Source organism: Caballeronia concitans (assembly GCF_001544615.1).
Classification (GTDB): Bacteria; Pseudomonadota; Gammaproteobacteria; order Burkholderiales; family Burkholderiaceae; genus Caballeronia; species Caballeronia concitans.
Map to the genome: position 1 here is coordinate 259,691 of NZ_FCNV02000003.1, position 17,266 is coordinate 276,956.

The 17,266-nt window shown below is 64.4% G+C and carries 15 protein-coding genes and 1 pseudogene; 7 read left to right on the top strand and 9 right to left on the bottom strand.

The genetic code is table 11. The features are described 5' to 3' along the window. Nucleotides 1-59: 59 nt before the first annotated feature. Together AWB72_RS10790 and AWB72_RS10795 are read right to left on the bottom strand one after the other, a co-directional pair. Nucleotides 60-1,763, bottom strand: a complete 1,704-nt coding sequence (locus AWB72_RS10790; RefSeq protein WP_040052184.1) for a peptidoglycan D,D-transpeptidase FtsI family protein — start codon at nucleotides 1,761-1,763, stop codon at nucleotides 60-62. 13 nt (nucleotides 1,764-1,776) lie between these two features. Further along, nucleotides 1,777-2,661: an arylamine N-acetyltransferase family protein gene (locus AWB72_RS10795; RefSeq protein WP_040052185.1), complete on the bottom strand. Its 885-nt coding sequence runs from the start codon at nucleotides 2,659-2,661 to the stop codon at nucleotides 1,777-1,779. Nucleotides 2,662-2,851: 190 nt separating this feature from the next. Here AWB72_RS10795 and zwf point away from each other — a divergent pair, with 190 nt between their 5' ends. Genes zwf through AWB72_RS10810 form a run of 3 tightly spaced genes read left to right on the top strand, consistent with a single transcriptional unit; the run spans nucleotide 2,852 to nucleotide 6,107 of the window. After that, nucleotides 2,852-4,411, top strand: coding sequence for a glucose-6-phosphate dehydrogenase (gene zwf / locus AWB72_RS10800; RefSeq protein ID WP_052450041.1), 1,560 nt, complete (start codon nucleotides 2,852-2,854; stop codon nucleotides 4,409-4,411). 32 nt (nucleotides 4,412-4,443) lie between these two features. Then, complete coding sequence (locus AWB72_RS10805; protein ID WP_040052351.1) at nucleotides 4,444-5,232, top strand: ROK family protein; 789 nt, start codon at nucleotides 4,444-4,446, stop codon at nucleotides 5,230-5,232. Further along, nucleotides 5,229-6,107, top strand: a complete 879-nt coding sequence (locus AWB72_RS10810; RefSeq protein ID WP_052450042.1) for a Cof-type HAD-IIB family hydrolase — start codon at nucleotides 5,229-5,231, stop codon at nucleotides 6,105-6,107. Before AWB72_RS10805 ends, AWB72_RS10810 begins: the two co-directional genes overlap by 4 nt. Nucleotides 6,108-6,192: 85 nt before the next feature. Here AWB72_RS10810 and infA read toward each other — a convergent pair whose 3' ends face one another. The 6 genes from infA to AWB72_RS10840 form a co-directional block, all read right to left on the bottom strand. After that, nucleotides 6,193-6,462, bottom strand: a complete 270-nt coding sequence (infA, locus tag AWB72_RS10815; RefSeq protein ID WP_040052186.1) for a translation initiation factor IF-1 — start codon at nucleotides 6,460-6,462, stop codon at nucleotides 6,193-6,195. A gap of 568 nt (nucleotides 6,463-7,030) precedes the next feature. Beyond that, nucleotides 7,031-8,008: a magnesium/cobalt transporter CorA gene (gene corA, locus AWB72_RS10820; RefSeq protein ID WP_040052187.1), complete on the bottom strand. Its 978-nt coding sequence runs from the start codon at nucleotides 8,006-8,008 to the stop codon at nucleotides 7,031-7,033. 133 nt (nucleotides 8,009-8,141) lie between these two features. Continuing rightward, a complete protein-coding gene (locus tag AWB72_RS10825) occupies nucleotides 8,142-8,579 on the bottom strand; it encodes a bactofilin family protein (protein ID WP_040052188.1) in 438 nt (145 codons plus the stop codon). A 75-nt stretch (nucleotides 8,580-8,654) separates the two neighbouring features. Next, a complete protein-coding gene (locus AWB72_RS10830; protein WP_040052189.1) occupies nucleotides 8,655-9,011 on the bottom strand; it encodes a hypothetical protein in 357 nt (118 codons plus the stop codon). Then, nucleotides 8,998-9,948, bottom strand: coding sequence for a M23 family metallopeptidase (locus AWB72_RS10835; protein ID WP_087128090.1), 951 nt, complete (start codon nucleotides 9,946-9,948; stop codon nucleotides 8,998-9,000). The genes AWB72_RS10830 and AWB72_RS10835 overlap by 14 nt, the downstream gene beginning before the upstream one ends. 262 nt (nucleotides 9,949-10,210) lie before the next feature. Next, nucleotides 10,211-11,173, bottom strand: a complete 963-nt coding sequence (locus AWB72_RS10840; protein ID WP_040052191.1) for a LysR family transcriptional regulator — start codon at nucleotides 11,171-11,173, stop codon at nucleotides 10,211-10,213. A gap of 180 nt (nucleotides 11,174-11,353) precedes the next feature. Here AWB72_RS10840 and AWB72_RS10845 point away from each other — a divergent pair, with 180 nt between their 5' ends. The 4 genes and pseudogenes from AWB72_RS10845 to AWB72_RS10860 all read left to right on the top strand — a co-directional run bounded on the left by AWB72_RS10845 (nucleotide 11,354) and on the right by AWB72_RS10860 (nucleotide 15,559). Beyond that, complete coding sequence (locus tag AWB72_RS10845) at nucleotides 11,354-12,886, top strand: CoA-acylating methylmalonate-semialdehyde dehydrogenase (RefSeq protein WP_040052192.1); 1,533 nt, start codon at nucleotides 11,354-11,356, stop codon at nucleotides 12,884-12,886. Nucleotides 12,887-12,902: 16 nt separating this feature from the next. Beyond that, nucleotides 12,903-13,787, top strand: coding sequence for a 3-hydroxyisobutyrate dehydrogenase (gene mmsB / locus AWB72_RS10850; RefSeq protein WP_040052193.1), 885 nt, complete (start codon nucleotides 12,903-12,905; stop codon nucleotides 13,785-13,787). A gap of 264 nt (nucleotides 13,788-14,051) precedes the next feature. Beyond that, a complete protein-coding gene (locus tag AWB72_RS10855; protein WP_040052194.1) occupies nucleotides 14,052-14,408 on the top strand; it encodes a hypothetical protein in 357 nt (118 codons plus the stop codon). Between the two features lie 126 nt (nucleotides 14,409-14,534). Beyond that, nucleotides 14,535-15,559: pseudogene (locus AWB72_RS10860) on the top strand (IS110 family RNA-guided transposase). Nucleotides 15,560-15,825: 266 nt separating this feature from the next. Here AWB72_RS10860 and AWB72_RS10865 read toward each other — a convergent pair. Continuing rightward, complete coding sequence (locus AWB72_RS10865; RefSeq protein WP_040052195.1) at nucleotides 15,826-17,262, bottom strand: dihydrolipoyl dehydrogenase; 1,437 nt, start codon at nucleotides 17,260-17,262, stop codon at nucleotides 15,826-15,828. Nucleotides 17,263-17,266 lie beyond the last annotated feature (4 nt).

Sequence of the window (17,266 nt, forward strand, 5' to 3'; positions counted from 1 at the left end):
CGCCTGATCGGGGCAGCAACGTCCGCGCCCGCTGGCGCTTCTGCGCGTGGCGTCGCGCATCACGCGTCGGGCGGAATGCCGAGCAGCGGCAGCGTCGCGCCGACGATGCCCGAGAACACCGGTCCCGCCACAGTGCCGCCGTAGTACGTGCCGCCGGTCGGCTCGTCGATCATGACGGCGACGATCACGCGCGGATCGCTCATCGGCGCAATGCCGACGAACGACGCGCGATACTTGTTCGCCGCATACGATCGCCCGACCTGCTTGCGCGCCGTGCCCGTCTTGCCGCCGACGCGATAGCCTTCGACCGCGGCGGCGCGTCCGGTGCCGTTCGGTCCCATCGCCATTTCGAGCATGTCGCGCACGGCGGCGGCCGTCGCGGGCTTGACCACCGGCACGCTTTCGCGGCGCTTCTCGCCGTGGATCAGCGTGGCCGCGTGAAAGCGCCCGTCGCCGGCATAAGCGGTGTACATCTGCGCGATCTGCAACAGCGAGAGCGACAACCCGTAGCCGTACGCCATCGTCGCCTGTTCGATGGGTTTCCAGCGTTCCGGCGCACGCAGCCGCCCGGTGGCCGCGCCCGGAAACGTGAGTTCCGGCGCGCGCCCGATGCCGTATTCGCGATACTTGTCCCAGATGGTCTGCGCGGGCAGTTGCAGCGCGAGCTTCGTGAGCGCGACATTGCTCGACATCTGCACGGCTTCCGACACGGTGATGACGCCGTGATTGGACGTGTCGTGAATCACGTTCGGACCGATTTTCATGGTGCCGGGCGTCGTATCGATACGCGTATCCGGCCGCACCTTGCCGAGATCGATGGCGAGCGCCGCCACGAGCGGCTTGATGGTCGAGCCGGGCTCGAACGTGTCGGTGAGCGCGCGGTTGCGCAACTGCTCGCCGGTGAGACGGCTGCGGTCGTTCGGATCGAAGCTCGGATAGTTCGCGAGCGCAAGCACTTCGCCGTTCTTCGCATCGAGCACGACGACGCTGCCCGCGCGCGCCCGATGCTTCGCGATGGCGGCTTTCAGTTGCGAATGCGCGAGCTGCTGAATACGCCGGTCGATGGTCAGTTGAATGGTCTCGCCGTTCTGCGGCATCTCCGTCTCGCCGATCTGCGATACCACGCGCCCGAGCCGGTCGCGAATGACTTCGCGCTGGCCGGCTTCGCCCGCGAGACGCGCATCGGCGGCAAGCTCGACGCCTTCCTGACCTTGGTCCTCGTTATCCGTGAAGCCGACGACATGCGCCGCCGATTCGCCCTCGGGATAGAAACGCTTCGTGTCCGGCACGAGCGTGACGCCCGCGCGCCCGAGTTCGGCGATGCGCTCGGCGGCTTCGGAATCGACCTGGCGCTTGAGCAGCACGAAGCTGCGATCGGTGTCGAGCCGCCGCGCCAGATCGCGCGCGGGCATGCCGAGCAGCTTCGCGATGTCGTCGTTGCGCGCGCCGTCGAGTCGCTTCGGACTCGCCCACACCTCGTAGGTCGCGAGGCTCACGGCGAGCATCGCGCCATGCCGGTCGACGATGCGCCCGCGCGTCGCCGCAAGCGCCAGCGTGCGCTGATAGCGCTTCTGTCCTTCGCCGATGTAGAACTCGTGATCGACGACCTGCACCCACATCGCGCGCCCGGCCAGCGCGAGAAACGCCGCCGTCACGCCCGCGAAGACGAGCCGCGAGCGCCACGCGGGCAGGCGGCTTCCGAGCATGGTGCTGCGGTGATGTGTATGAAAGTCGCGGCCTGCAGGCGTTTTTCTTCTGAACATCGGTGTCGTGCGCTCAGGCCGGATGGGACGCGGAAAGACGCGCGAGCGCGGCGTCCAGATCGGCAGTGGTGACGGGATTCGCGCAATCGGGCGCATCGGGCAGATGAATGCCGATCTCCTCGCTCAGTGCGCGGCGCAAGTCGGCCACGCTCGCCAGGTCGCGATGCGTGGTGCCGTCGTGATCGTCATGCGTGGAGAGGCGCCGGTTGAGCAGCCCGTAGCGCCGGCCCGGCGCGAGGCGCGCGGCCATGAGGTTGTGCAGGAAGATGGACTGCGGATACGTGGAGACGAAATGGTTCGACATCTCATAGTCGATGCCGTATTGCGGATCGAAGTCGAAGCGGTAGACAGGCGCCCATTTCCCGTCGATGAGCGCATCGAGCCGGAAATGCGGCAGCCGCGCGTCGGGATCGATTTTCTCCAGACGAAACGCGCCGTGCGGCGTGATCTGCTCGAGTCCGCTTTCGAGCGCGAGCGGCGCGGAAAGCGTCATGCCGCCGAAGCCGACATCCGCGACGAACGCGCCTTCGTCCAGTTCGACGACGAGCAGCATGTGCGAGCGCGGCGGCATGGCGGCGTCGGCGCGGCCCCACAGCACGCGGGCCGCGTAGCTTTGCACGCGAAAACCGAGCGCTTCGAGTACGCTGCGGAAAAGCAGATTGTGTTCGTAGCAGTAGCCGCCGCGCCGGCCGGCGACGAGCTTGCGCTGGATCGACGCCAGATCGAGCCGCACCGGACGGCCGAGCAGGACGTCGAGATTCTCGAAGGGTATCGCCTGAGGATGCAGCAGATGCAGCGCGCGCAGCGTGTCGAGCGTCGGCGCGGGACGGCGTGCATCGTCATAGCCGATACGCGCGAAGTAAGCGGACAGGTCGATGGAAGTGTCGTTTGGATTCATGTGGGTGATCTGCGAAGTCGCGACGCGTCGCCGGTGACCGGGACATTTTACGACACGAAAGGCGCAAAATTACAAAATGCATACATTGCGCCGCGCGTGCCGTAAGACGGGGCGTTCGATTGAACTGTGCCGCATCGCCAAGGGTCTTTCCAGCTTCAGCTCAACGGACAAGGATGAGGAACCTCACGTCATGCCGAATGAAGCCACGCAGTCAAGCGATTCGAGCAAAACGAAGCGGCGCGCGCCGCCGTGCACGCTGGTGATCTTCGGCGCGGGCGGCGATCTCACGAAGCGGCTCCTGATGCCCGCGCTCTACAACCTGTCCGCCGATGGCCTGCTCGACGACGACATGCAGGTCATCGGCGTCAATCATGGCGCGCGCGAAACAGACGAATGGCGCGATGATCTGACGCAGTCGCTGCGCAAGTTCGCCGCCGACAAGGCGAGCACGTTCCATACGTCGAAACTGAACGACGACGCATGGAATCGCGTGGCGCGAAGCCTCGAATACTTCGCGGGCGAATTCGACGACGACGCGACCTACACGCGCCTGAAGGAACGACTCGAAAAGGCGAAGAGCGGCAACGTCGTGTTCTATCTCGCGGTGGGCGCGCGGTTCTTCGCGCCGATCGCGGAGCATCTCGGCCGCGCCGGCCTGCTCGAACAGAAGGACGGCGCGTTCAGGCGGCTCGTCGTCGAGAAGCCGTTCGGAACGGACCTCGCATCGGCGAAAGAACTGAACCGCTGCATCCTCGCGCACGCGGACGAGTCGCAGGTGTATCGCATCGATCATTTTCTCGGCAAGGACACGGTGCAGAGCATTCTCGCCGTGCGCTTCGCCAACGCGATGTTCGAGCCTGTCTGGCGGCGCGAGTACATCGATCACGTGCAGATCACGGCGGCGGAAACCATCGGCGTGGAAGGGCGCGGCAGCTTCTACGAGCACACGGGCGCATTCCGCGACATGGTGCCGAATCATCTGTTCCAGTTGCTCGGCATGGTCGCGATGGAGCCGCCGAATTCGTTCGATGCCGAAAGCGTGCGCGACAAGAAAGCCGAAGTCTTCGACGCGATGAAGCCGCTTTCCCCCGACGATGTCGTGCTCGGCCAGTACGATGCCGGTCCGGCGGGGCCCGCGTATCGGGAAGAACCGGGCGTCGCGAAGGACAGCCGTGTCGAGACGTATGCGGCGGCGCGCGTGTATGTCGACAATTGGCGATGGGCCGGCGTGCCGTTCTATCTGCGCACCGGCAAGCGGCTCGCCGAGCGGTGCACGGAGATATCGGTGCAACTGAAAGCGGTGCCGTTCCGCCTTTTCCGCGACACGCCCAACGACGCGCTCACGCCCAACGTCTACACGCTGCGCATCGATCCGGCGCACGGCACCACGTTCGACTTCAACGTGAAAAAGCCCGGCCCGCTGGTGGAGATCGGCGCGGTGCGTTCGTCGTTCGATTACGGCGATTTCTTCGCGGCGAGCGCGAACGTCGGCTACGAAACGCTGCTCTACGATTGCATGCTCGGCGACGCGACGCTCTTCCAGCGCGCGGACAGCATCGAGACGGCGTGGGCGGTGGTGGATCGCGTGCTGCATCCGGATGGCGATCTGCCCGTGCACGGCTATGCGGCCGGCAGCGCGGGTCCGGAAGCGGCGGATGCCCTGCTCGCTGCGGATGGCCGCGCGTGGCGGGCGTTGAATTCGCCGACCGACGATGCGGATCAACACAACGAAGAAGGACAAAAAACGTGAGCACGGAAACCAGAACGAAGCACAGGACGCGCGTGTCCACCGCCAAGGGCGCGCCGAAGGCCGACCGCATTTTGGCCATCGATATCGGCGGGACGGGGTTGAAGGCCGCCGTTCTTTCCGAAGACGGCGAAATGAAAAGCGAGCGCGTGCGCGTGCCGACGCCCAAGCCCGCGACGCCCGATGTCGTCGTCGATACGCTGATGACGCTGGTCGCGCCGATCGTCGAGGAACCGCCGACGCATATCTCGATCGGCTTTCCCGGCGTCGTGCGCGAGAACGTCGTGTTGACCGCGCCGAATCTCGGCAACGAATACTGGTATCGCGTGCCGCTCGCGGACATGATCGCGCAGCGTCTGGGCGGCGTGCCCGTGCGCATGATCAACGACGCGGAAATGCAGGGGCTCGCGGCCATCGAAGGAAGCGGCATCGAGATGGTGCTGACGCTCGGCACGGGCGCAGGAACCGCGCTTTTCCGCGACGGCGAACTGATGCCGCATCTGGAACTCGCGCATCATCCGGTCTCGAAGGGCCGGACTTACGACGAATACATCGGCAACGCGGCGCGCGAAAAGGCCGGCAGCAAGCGCTGGAACCGGCGCGTGGAGAAAATCGTCGGCATTCTGGCGTCGCTCGTGAACTACGACAAACTGTGGATCGGCGGCGGCAACGCGGCGCATCTGAAATTCAAGTTGCCGGCGCACGTGGCGGTCGTGTCGAACGCGGCGGGCATCGAGGGCGGCGCGAAGCTGTGGCATCCGCGTTCCGTGCGCGAGACCCGTCAATTGCCTCATTTCAATCAGCGCGAAGGAGCGCTTTCATGAACGCGAATGGCCAATACGGTTTGCATAGCGTGACGGGCGACGGCGCCGCCGCTTTCGAGGCGCTCGCGCAGGTCCAGCTCGTCGTATCGGATTGCGACGGCACGCTGCTTCACACCGACAAGTCGATCAGCGAGGCCGCGAAAGACGCGGTGCGCCGTCTGCACGAGGCGGGCGTCGAATTCACGGTGGCGAGCAGCCGGCCGGGCGCGGGCATGCGCCATATCGTCGAGACGCTCGCCGTCGACATGCCGTACGCGTCGTATAACGGCGGCAATCTCGTCGCGCCGCGCACGTGGGAAGTGCTCGCCGCGCACAAGCTGCCGCGCGACGCGGTGCAGACATCGCTGGAAGCGCTGGCGTCGGCGGGTGTGGATGCGTGGGTGTTCGTCGGCGACGTGTGGTATCTGACGAATCCGGACGGCGCGTACGTGCCGCGCGAGCGTCGCACGGTCGGTTACGACGGCGTGCTCGTGCAGCGTTTCGACGACGTGGATCTGGATGCGGTCGACAAGATCGTCGGCTCGACGGCCGATGCGCCGTTGCTTGAGCGCGTCGAACAGCAACTGCAGGGGCGGCTGGAGGGGCGCGCGAACGCGGCGCGCTCGCAGAGCTATTACCTCGACATCACGCATCTGCTCGCGAACAAGGGCGAAGCGGTGCGCGAGCTCGGGCGGCGCAGGAACGTGCCGCTCGAGCGCGTGGCCGTGCTCGGCGACATGACCAACGATATCGCGATGTTCGATATTGCAGGGGTGTCGATTGCGATGGGGCAGGCGTCGGAAGGCGTGCAGAGCCGCGCGAGCCTGGTGTCGGCGACGAACGACGCCGATGGATTTGCGGTGGGGATCAACGCGCTCTTGTCGGCGCGCGGATGAGACTTCGGGGGGTCGCCCGCCGCGGATCGGGGCTTCGAAACAGCCTTCGGATCAGCGGTGGACGCTAACTGCAGATGCTTGAGGATTAACGCCGGCGCATCGGTGCGCGTGCCCCGCCGCCGCCGCTTGCGCGTTCGTCCTTGTGACGGAAATTGATGCGGCCTTTCGTAAGGTCGTACACGGACAGCTCCAGCGTGACGCGGTCGCCGGCCAGAATGCGGATATGGTTCTTGCGCATGCGGCCCGAAGCGTACGCGCCCACGACGACGCCATTGTCCAGCGTCACGCGGTAGCGGCTGTCGGGAAGCACTTCGTCAACGATGCCATCGAGTTCGATGAGTTCTTCTTTCGCCATTTGAGCTCCTGTTGAAGGTGGTGTAGGGTGCTGCGCCTGCCTCATTCATCCATCCATTGCCCGCCTTGACGCGATACGCGCGCGGGCACACGAGCAGGCACACAACGCCGGTTTCGCGGATGGATGCACGAGCGGCTGCGCCAGAAGGCATCGTCGCTGCAATGCGTCAGAAGCGATGTAAAGCGTGTCCGGCACGCTCGAATGAGCGCGCCGCGTCTCGTTTCAGGCTCGTGCTGAGCTTGACGGCATAGGCCGGAACTGCGGAGTTCACCGTGAGGCGGCGAACCCTGGCCGGCATGACCGGGACGGCGACATTGGCGCATGAACCGCTCCGAAGTGATGTCCGGCGCGATGCCACGGCTGCCAACGTGCGATGTGATGCATGACTGCAGGATTGAACGTGTCTGCTGCTGCTTTTAGCTGCGGCCACCGAGTCAGATTGCAAGACTGCGGCTTTGGTAAATCACAGCAAACATGTCCGATTAGACAGACAACATCGCGCAAAAGTTCCCGCGCGATGCCCTATGAATGTTCGACTACCGATGCAAACTTCGCATCGAAGTCGCCATTATAACCAACCTGCCTTCTTAAAGCGCAGGAACAACAGCACATCGACGACCAGCATCACGCCGATGCACGCCGGATAGCCGTACGCCCAGTCCAGTTCCGGAATGCGATGAAAGTTCATGCCGTAGATGCCGGCGATCATCGTCGGCACGGCGAAGAGCGCCGCGAACGAGCCTAAGCGCTTGGTCACTTCGCTTTCCGCGAGCGCGATGAGACCGAGATTGACCTGAATCGCCGTGACGATCATTTCGCGTCGGCCCTCGATGGTCTTCACGATGCGCAGCAAGTGGTCGTACACGTCGCGGAAATATTCCTGCATGCCCGCGCAGACGCCGGGCGGCCGTCCGCCGTAGAGCTTGCTGACGGCTTCGAGCAAGGGCGCGGTGTGATGCTGCAAAAGCGTCATGCGGCGCTTGAGCGAGTACAAATCCTCGATGATCTCCCGCGACGCCGCCGATCCGTTGTGCTCGAAGATGCGCTCTTCGACTTCGTCGAGGTCCGCGCCGAGCGTTTCGAGAATGGGGAAATAGCGATCGACGACGGCATCGAGCAGCGCGTACATGACGAACGCCGGACCGTGCTTGAGCAGATGCGGCTCGCGCTCGCAGCGCTTGCGCACTTCCTGGAAGCCTTGCGTCGTCCGATTACGCACCGAGATGACGTAATTCCTGCCGACGAATACGTTCATCTCGCCGACGAGCAATTCGCCTTCTTCGTCGAACTCGACCGTATGAAACACGGCGAAGAGCGAATCGCCGTATTCCTCGATCTTCGGCCGCTGATGCCCGTGCTGTGCATCTTCGACGGCCAGTTCGTGCAGGCCGAACTGCTGCGCCATGTGCGCGAGTTCGCCGGGTCCCGGCTCTTTGAGCGCAACCCAAATGAAAGAGTCGGGCAGATCGCGATATGCGTTGATATCATCGATATGTACGTCCGCGAGCTTCCGGCCGTTCTGATAGGCCGCGCAATTGACGAGCATGGGGGCGCCCTTGTTATGTCGATGTAATGGGCCGCGCGCTCGTGCCTGGCGGCTACGAGCGCGTGGCTTCGTCATCGGGGAAATCTTAGCGGATTGCCTCGTGAAACGGGCTTCGTGCAACCCCGCGCGACGTTCAGCTTGCGGAGTAATCGAGCGCCGGCACGACTTCGGCGGCGGGCAGCGCGGCGGGGGCCGTCTGCATCGAATCGAGCTTGGTCAGCTTGCCTTCGACCGTCGCGCCGACGTCCATGCGCAGCTTCTGATAGAAGATGTTGCCGTGCACGTGCGCGTTCGATTGCAGTTCGACGAAATGCGCGACCGTGACGTCGCCGACCACGCGGCCGTTGATGATGACGTCGTATGCGCTGACGTTGCCGTGAATCGCGCCCTGATCGCTCACGACGAGCAGCGATTCGTCGCCCGGACGGCCCGTGACGTTGCCGGTCACCTGGCCGTCCATGCGCAGGCCCTCGCTGAATTCGATATCGCCCGAAACGTGCACGTTCTGTGCGACGAGCGTGGAGAGCTTCGCGGACTTGACGCTCTTTGGGTCTTTCTTCGATGAAAACATGGCGAATCCTTGTGATGCGATCAAAGGGGTTTCAAACGGCCACGCCGCGCGGCATGGCCACGATGGCCGGATGAATCAGCGTTGCTTCCTGAGGAAAGCGAGATCGGTCTGCAATCGTTCGATCTGCGCGGTGCCTTGCGCGACGCGTTGTTCCAGCGCGGTGCGCGTCGCGGCTTCCTGTTCCAGTGCGAATTGCGCGTGAACCAGTTGCTCGCGCAGCGTCTGTTCGGACGCGGGCGGCGCGCACAGCGTGTCGAGCCTGCGCGACTGGTCCTGCGAGCTTTTCAGCGCGATGCTCGCCGCGACGAGTGCGCCGACCGCGCAGAGGGCCGCGATCGCGCCCGGCAGCCAGGCGGCGTTGCGCTTCGGTGTGAGCGAGTAACGATGCTGGGTGAGCTTCAGCGACACCCGTTTTGAATCAGCCTTTCGCATTGGGCTTGTGCGTGAAGAGCGAGAGATAGGGCTTCGGATCGATCTGCGCGCCGCCGACGATCACTTCGAAGTGCAGATGCGGCCCGGTCGAACGGCCCGTCGATCCGACTTCGGCGATTTCATCGCCCGGCATCACGAACTGGCCTTCCTTCACGAGCACGCGCGATGCATGTCCGTAGCGCGTGACGATGCCGTTCGCATGGCGGATATCGACGGCGTTGCCGTAGCCGTTGCGTTCGCCTGCCTGCACGACGCGTCCGCCCGCGCTCGCGAGAATCGCCGTGCCGGTGGGCGCGACGAGATCGAGTCCCGGATGAAAACTGGCGTGCCCCGTGAACGGATCGATGCGATTGCCGTACGGCGAGCCGAAGCGCGCGCCCGGCGCGGGGTCGCGGCCGGGAAACGCCATGTACGCGACGTAGTGCGCGACCGTCTGGCTCTGGAGTTGCGAGAGCGTGTCGTCGAGGCAATCGACCGCTTTCGCCGCGCGCTTGAGCCGTTGCGACGGCGTGCCCTCGCTCGCGTGATCCGTTTCGCACAAGCGCGGCGGCAGTTCCGGGCCGCCCGCGCCGTCGAGCGATGTCGCGGGCTCCTGGCTGTCCGGCAGCGGCGGCACATCATGAACGCCCTGCGCGTTGCCGCCGCCCGACGAGCCTTTCAGCCGGATGTCGAAGTCGCGCAGTTCGCTCAACTGGGCGGCGAGCGCGGCGACGCGCGGCCCGAGCGCACTGAGATTTGCGTCGATACGGCCGAGCTGCTCGATTTCATAGGAACGCCGCGCCGCGAGCGCCTGCTTCTCGCCGAGATGCGTGCGCGCGAACATCGTGCCGATGACGATGCCGATCGCGAGTGCCGCGATCAGAAGCGCCACCAATGCGACGACGGCGATGGTGCGCGCCGTGCGCGCTTCGACGAAGCGGATGCGCTGGCTGGACATCGACCGCCTGGACCAGATGACGAACGGCATCAGCGGACGGCGAAAAGGTGGCGGGGTTGAACGAAGCGGGACGCACGGCGCGAGCAGCGCGATTCGAGGCGACCCGCGCGGTGCGCCGATAATCGATTGGGATAGCGAATCAATGTAATACGGGGTAGTGGTGAGACGGGCTGACAGCGTTTATCGCCGAAAAGCGGCATTAAAACACTTGATCGCGATAACAAAGTCAAAAAGCGTTACGCGCGACGCCGCCGCCGCTCACTCACGCGGGCTTGATGTCCACCCAGGCCATGCCGGGCGCATCGCCCATGAGGAACGCGCGGTTCGCTTCGGCCGCCGCGCGCAGATAGTCCCAGACGGCGGTGATGCGCCGCAGCCGGCGCAAGTCCTCGCGGCACGAGAGAAAGAACGCGCGCGTCACGACGATCTGATCGGCCAGCACCGGCACGAGCCGCGCATCGGGCGACGCCATGAAGCACGGCAGGATCGCGAGCGAACGGCCCTGCAGCGCCGCGTGATATTGCGCAATCGCGCTCGTGCTGCGCCAGCGCGACACTGCGCCGGGCACCGCGCGTTCGAGATACAGCAGTTCGTGGCTGAACGCGAGATCGTCGATATAGCTCGCGAAGCGATGGCTGCGCAGATCGTCGGGTGTGCGGATCGGCTCGTGTGCGGCGAGGTAATCGGGCGTTGCATACAGCTTGAGCCGATAGTCGCAGAGCTTCGTGTAGACGTACTGGCCTTGCTCGGGCCGCTCGAGCGTCACCGCGATATCCGCCTCGCGCTTCGACAGGCTCACGAAATGCGGCACCGGTAGCAGATCGATGGATATGTTCGGATGCGCGTCCTGAAAGCGCGCGAGCTGCGGCGCGAGAAAGAAGCAGCCGAAGCCTTCCGTCGAACCGACGCGCACGTGCCCCGAGAGCGCGTGTCCCGTATTGGCGATCTGCTCGGTGGCGGATTGCACCGTCGTTTCCATCGCGTCGACGAAACCGAGCAGGCGCTGGCCTTCCGCCGTCAGCACGAAACCGCCGCTGCGCGATTTATCGAAGAGCAGCGTGCCGAGCGCATCTTCCAGCGCGCGCACGCGCCGCGCGACCGTCGTGTAATCGACGCCCAGGCGCTTCGCCGCACCGCTCGCGCGCTGCGTGCGGGCGACTTCGAGGAAATAGCGCAGATCGTCCCAGTTGAGTTTGGCGGGATCGAGCGTCGGGCGTTTTTGCATATCGATCGGGTATTTTTCTCGTGCCTTGACAGACTTTTGCATAACTATACTCAAAGTCACGAGCCTGCCAAATAGCGGGCCGAATACTCATAACGGAGACGACATGCCTCATCAAACCGCGCTTTCCCGCGCGCGTCTTCGCTCCCTCCTTTTTCGCATTGATCCCCCAAGGAGTCATCCGTGAATATCGCTGCTGAACAACCGGCGCAGCGCGCGCGCGTGCGCACCGCGAAGCTGCTCATCGACGGCGAGTTCGTCGATTCGAAGACGAGCGATTGGCGCGACATCGTCAATCCGGCGACGCAGGAAGTCGTGGGCCGCGTGCCGTTCGCGACGCCGGACGAAGTGAACGCCGCCGTCGCCTCCGCGCAAGCGGCCTTCGCGACGTGGCGCACGACGCCGCTCGGCGTGCGCATGCGGCTCATGCTCCGCTTTCAGGACCTGGTCCGGCAGAACATGAAGCGCATTGCCGAGACGCTGACCGCCGAGCAGGGCAAGACGCTCGCGGATGCCGAAGGCGACATCTTCCGCGGCCTCGAAGTGGTCGAGCACGCCTGTTCCATCGGCACGCTGCAGCAGGGCGAATTCGCGGAGAACGTCGCGGGCGGCGTCGATACGTACACGCTGCGTCAGCCGATCGGCGTCTGCGCCGGCATCACGCCGTTCAATTTCCCCGCGATGATCCCGCTCTGGATGTTCCCGATGGCGATCGTCTGCGGCAACACCTTCGTGCTGAAGCCGTCCGAGCAGGACCCGCTGTCGACGATGGAACTCGTCGAACTGGCGATGCAGGCGGGCATGCCGCCGGGCGTGCTGAACGTCGTGCACGGCGGCAAGGATGTCGTCGATGCGCTCTGCACGCATCCGGATATCAAGGCGATTTCGTTCGTCGGCTCGACAACTGTCGGCACGCACGTCTACAACCTTGCGAGCCAGCACGGCAAGCGCGTGCAGTCGATGATGGGCGCGAAGAATCACGCCGTCGTGCTTCCGGACGCCAACAAGGAGCAGACGCTCAACGCGCTGGCCGGCGCGGGCTTCGGCGCGGCGGGGCAGCGCTGCATGGCGACGTCGGTGGTGGTGCTCGTGGGCGCGTCGAAAGAATGGCTGCCGGACCTGGTCGAGCGCGCGCGGTCGCTTAAGGTCAACGCGGGCGTGGAGGCGGGCGCGGACCTCGGGCCGGTCGTGTCGCGGACGGCGAAGGAGCGCATTCTCGGGCTGATCGAGAAGGGCGTGGAAGAGGGCGCGACGCTCGCGCTCGACGGGCGCGGCATCGCGGTGTCGGGTTACGAGAACGGCAACTTCATCGGGCCGACGATTTTTTCCGATGTCACCACCGACATGACCATCTACAGGACGGAGATTTTCGGGCCGGTGCTATGCATCGTCGAAGCGCCGACGCTCGACGACGCCATCGCGCTCGTCAACCGCAATCCGATGGGCAACGGCGTAGGGCTTTTCACGCAGAGCGGGGCGGCGGCGCGCAAGTTCCAGAGCGAGATCGACATCGGCCAGGTGGGCATCAACATTCCGATTCCGGTGCCGGTGCCGACCTTCAGCTTCACGGGTTCGCGCGGCTCGAAACTCGGCGATCTGGGGCCGTACGGCAAGCAGGTCGTGCAGTTCTACACGCAGACGAAGACCGTGACGGCGCGCTGGTTCGACGACGCGACCGTGAACGACGGCGTGAACACGACGATTTCGCTGCGATAACGACGGAGAAACGACGATGCAAATCGGTTTTATCGGCTTAGGCCACATGGGCGGCCCGATGGCGGCGAATCTCCTGAAAGCGGGGCACGCCGTGACTGCCTTCGACTTGTCCGCGCCCGCACTCGATGCCGCGAAAAATGCCGGCGCGACGCTCGCCGCATCGCCGCGCGAAGCGGTGGAAAGCGCGGAAGCCGTCATCACGATGCTGCCCGCCGCGCAGCACGTGAAAGCGGTCTACCTGAACGACGACGGCGTGCTCGCGGGCGTGCGGGCAGGCGTGCCGCTCGTGGACAGCAGCACGATCGATCCCGCGACGGCGAAGCTCATCGGCGAGGCGGCCACCGCGCACGGCAATCCGTTCGCGGATGCGCCGGTGTCTGGCGGCGTCGTCGGCGCGCAGGCGGGCACGCTGACCTTCATGGTCGGCGCGGACGAGGCGCTCTTCGAAACGCTGCGCCCGGTGCTCGCCGGCATGGGCAAGAACATGGTGCGCTGCGGCGAAACCGGCACCGGGCAGATCGCGAAGATATGCAACAACCTGCTGCTCGCCGTCTCGATGATCGGCGTCGCGGAAGCGATGAAACTGGGGGAAACGCTCGGTATCGATCCGGCGAAGCTGGCGAGCATCATCAACACGTCGACCGGGCGATGCTGGAGCGCGGACACGTGCAATCCGTATCCGGGCATCGTGGAAACGGCGCCCGCGTCGCGCGGATATAGCGGCGGCTTCGGCGCGGATCTGATGCTCAAGGATCTCGGCCTCGCCGTCGATGCCGCGCGCGGCGCGAAGCAGCCTGTTTTCATGGGCGCGCTGGCGCAGCAGTTGTACCAGTCGATGAGTCAGCAGGGCCTCGGCGGACTCGATTTTTCAGGCATTATCAAGTTATACGGAAAAGAATAAGTGCGTGATACGGCACGCACGTGCGTGCCGATTCGATATGAGTATTTAGCCCTTTTATTAAGCTGCACTGCACAACGCATCGCGGACTCGCTTATCGGGCGGAATGATCGGGAATACGATGATTCGCTTTCCAAAAAAATGTCCTATTCTGAAAGCACGACGCGCGTGTGTCGTTGATTTAAGCGCCTTGATAATCGACGCGACGCGCGCCTCCGACGCAGGCGAAAAGCCCGGCCTTTCGGGCGACCAAACGAGGAGTACGCGATGCAAGTCACACGTCATTTGAACATGGAATTGCGGCACGCCACCGTGCCGACTTATGTCGCCAGCTATTTCTTTCCGTTGCTGCTATTGGCATACGAAGCGTGGCGAGTGGGGTCGTGGGTCGCGGTGAATGGCTTCAACTTCACCAACTTCAACGCGATGGGTTATGAGTTCGCGTTGATGATCGCCGTATTCGCCATGCAGGTGATCGTGGAAATCGCGTTCCTCGCGGGGGCCGTGCTGACGCGGCATAAGGACGTCGGCCATCGGCTGGCGAATCTGCTGGCGGGCCTTTTCTGCTCGATGGTCGTGCTCGGCTTCGATCTCGCACTGCAATATGGCTTGGGCGGAAGCTGATTAATTCAGGCGGTATTGCAACGACGAAGGCCGGCGTGCAGCCGGCCTTAATGAGATGGTCAGCCTGACCGAAATGGCCCGATCGGCTTACGCTGATCGGGCCATTTCCTTTTTCCGGAGGCCATCATGACGGACGCGACGCTCATCGGTATTGATCTGGGCAAGCATTGTTTCTTCGTGCACGCGCAGGACGCACGCGGTACGCAGATTTGGCGCAAGAAGATGACGCGCAAGCAGCTCTACACATGCCTGGCCACTTGTCCGGTCGCCGTGCTAGCGATGGAAGCTTGCGCTGGCGCGCATTGGCTGGCGCGCAAGGCTCAGTCGTATGGACATCAGGTTCGCTTGATTGCGCCGCAGTTCGTCAGGCCGTTCGTCAAGGGCAATAAGACTGACTTCGCCGACGCCGAAGCCATTTGCGAAGCCGCCTCGCGCCCCTCTATGCGCTTTGTCGCAGTCAAGACAGCCGAGCAGCAGACGCTGCTCGCGCTGCATCGGGTGCGCGAATCGCTTGTCGGCGAGCGCACTGCAACCAGCAATCAGATTCACGCTTTCCTGCTCGAATTCGGTATCGACTTGCCAATCGGTGCGCTGGCCATCACGCGCCTGCCGGTGCTCCTTGATGATCTCAGACACGCACTGCCACCCACGATGGTGGCCTTGTTGCTGCGTTTGCATCAGCGCTACGCGCAGTTGAGTCAGGAAATCCTCGAGCTTGAGACGCAAATCAAGCAACAGACGCTCGAAGATGAAGCGGGCCAGCGCCTGCTCACGATTCCGGGCATCGGCCCGATTACCGCCAGCAGCTTGCTGGCCATGGCCGGCGACGCGCGTGCGTTCAAGTGTGGTCGTGACTTCGCCGCATCCCTCGGTCTGGTGCCGCGCCAGCATTCGACCGGCGGTCGAGCGACTCTCCTCGGAATCTCCAAGCGTGGCAACAAGCACTGCGCAGTCTGCTCGTGCAAGGTGCGCGTGCGGTGATGCGTTACGCCGAGCGCAGAACGGATGCGCTCGGGCGCTGGCTACAAGCCCTGCTGCGTCGCCGTCACAGCAATGTCGTCGCCTGCGCACTTGCCAACAAAATGGCCAGAATCGTCTGGGCGATTCTGGCCAAGGGGGGCGAGTACCGGGCGCAACCGGCCATCGCCTGAACAGCTTTCCCGCCTGCTTTTGCGACCACTGACCTGTGATGAAGATAAACGGCTCACGGCCCAACTGAAACCCTGACAAAAAATCCAGTCCTGCAGACTGAGGCCTTTTTGAGGACAGTTGGGTGCGGCTTCTCATCGAGGGCCGGGCGCTTTGATCCGCGCCCATTTCGAGCCCGGATACATTTGCGCAAGCCCTTCTATCTTAGATCACCGATCGAGGTTGCAGAAATCAGGCTGACCAGACAGTTTTCTTTCGGCGCGCGGATTCAGTAACCCGCTGCGCTCGGCATCGCGGGCGGCTTCGCGGATCGCTCTGCGTAGCACTTCCTGTCGGCATCTTCCAGCGCCGTGCGCAAGCCTTCCTCCACGACCGGGTGATAGAACGGCAGCTTCAGCATGTCGTCGAGCGTCAGTTCCAGTTGAACGGCCCACGCGAGCAGATGCCCGAGATGTTCCATTGCCGGACCGCAGCCTTGCGCGCCGCGCAGCGTGCCGGTCTTCGCGTCGGCATAGACGTGAAGCAGGCCCCGATTTTGGCGCATCACGCGGCTTCTGCCCTGTGTCTCGAACGACGCCTCGCCGGTCACGGTCATCTGCTTTTCGAGTTCGTCATACGAAGCGCCGACGATCGCCACCTGCGGCTCGCAGAACACGATCGAGAAGGGCACCTTGCGCTCGACCGCCTGCACGTCCGGGAAGCGCGCGGCGTTGTCGCCGGCGAGCTTGCCTTCGTCGGCGGCGTCGTGGAGCCACGGGCGCGTGCCGTCGCAATCGCCCGCGATGAAAATCGAACTTTTGCCGCACTGCATCGTGGTTTCGTCGAAAAGCGGCACGCCCTTGTCGTTCAGTTCGATGCCCGCGCGATCCAGCGCCAGCGGCTTCAAATCCGGCGCGCGGCCGGTCGCGGCAAGCACGAGGTCGAAACGCTCGATGCGCTTCTCGCCGTCGCGCGAGGTAAAGCGCAGCGTCGGCTGGCCGTTTTCGAGCGACATGCCGTCGATATGCGCGTCGGGATCGAAATAGAACTCGCTGGCGAGCGCGGCGGCGAGCGCATCGCGCACGGGTGTATCGGACAACGCGGCGACGCTGCCGCCCTTGCCGAACATGAACACATCGACCGACAGCCGCGAGAGCGCCTGTCCCAATTCGAGCGCGAGCGGTCCCGCGCCGAACACGGCAATGCGCTTCGGCAGCGCACGCAATTCGAAGAGATCGTCGCTCGTGATCAGCTTGTCGCCGAACACTTTCAGCTCGTCGGGCACCACGGACGATGCGCCCGTCGCAATGACCACGCTTTTCGCTTCCACGCGCGTGTCGTGGCCGATCATCAAACGCTGCGGCGATTCGAAGCGCGCCTCGCCGCGAAGGATCGCGCCTTCGGGAAACGCCTCCGTTTCCTCGATGACGCCGGCCACGAAGTGATCGCGCTCGCGCCGCACGTAGTCCATCACGCGGGCGGAGTCGGCCGCTAGCGCCTCGCCGCCTTCGATGCCGCGCGGCCCGAGCGCGCGTGCATCATGTAGCCCGTTGGCGGCGGCGATCAGCAGCTTCGACGGCATGCAGCCGACGCGCGCGCACGTCGTTCCGAGTTCGCCGCCTTCGATGAGCACGGCGTTCGCGCCCGCATCGCGCGCCGCCCGGAACGCGGCCATGCCGGCGGTGCCCGCGCCGATCACGGCGACATCGACTTCCATTGTTTTCAAATTC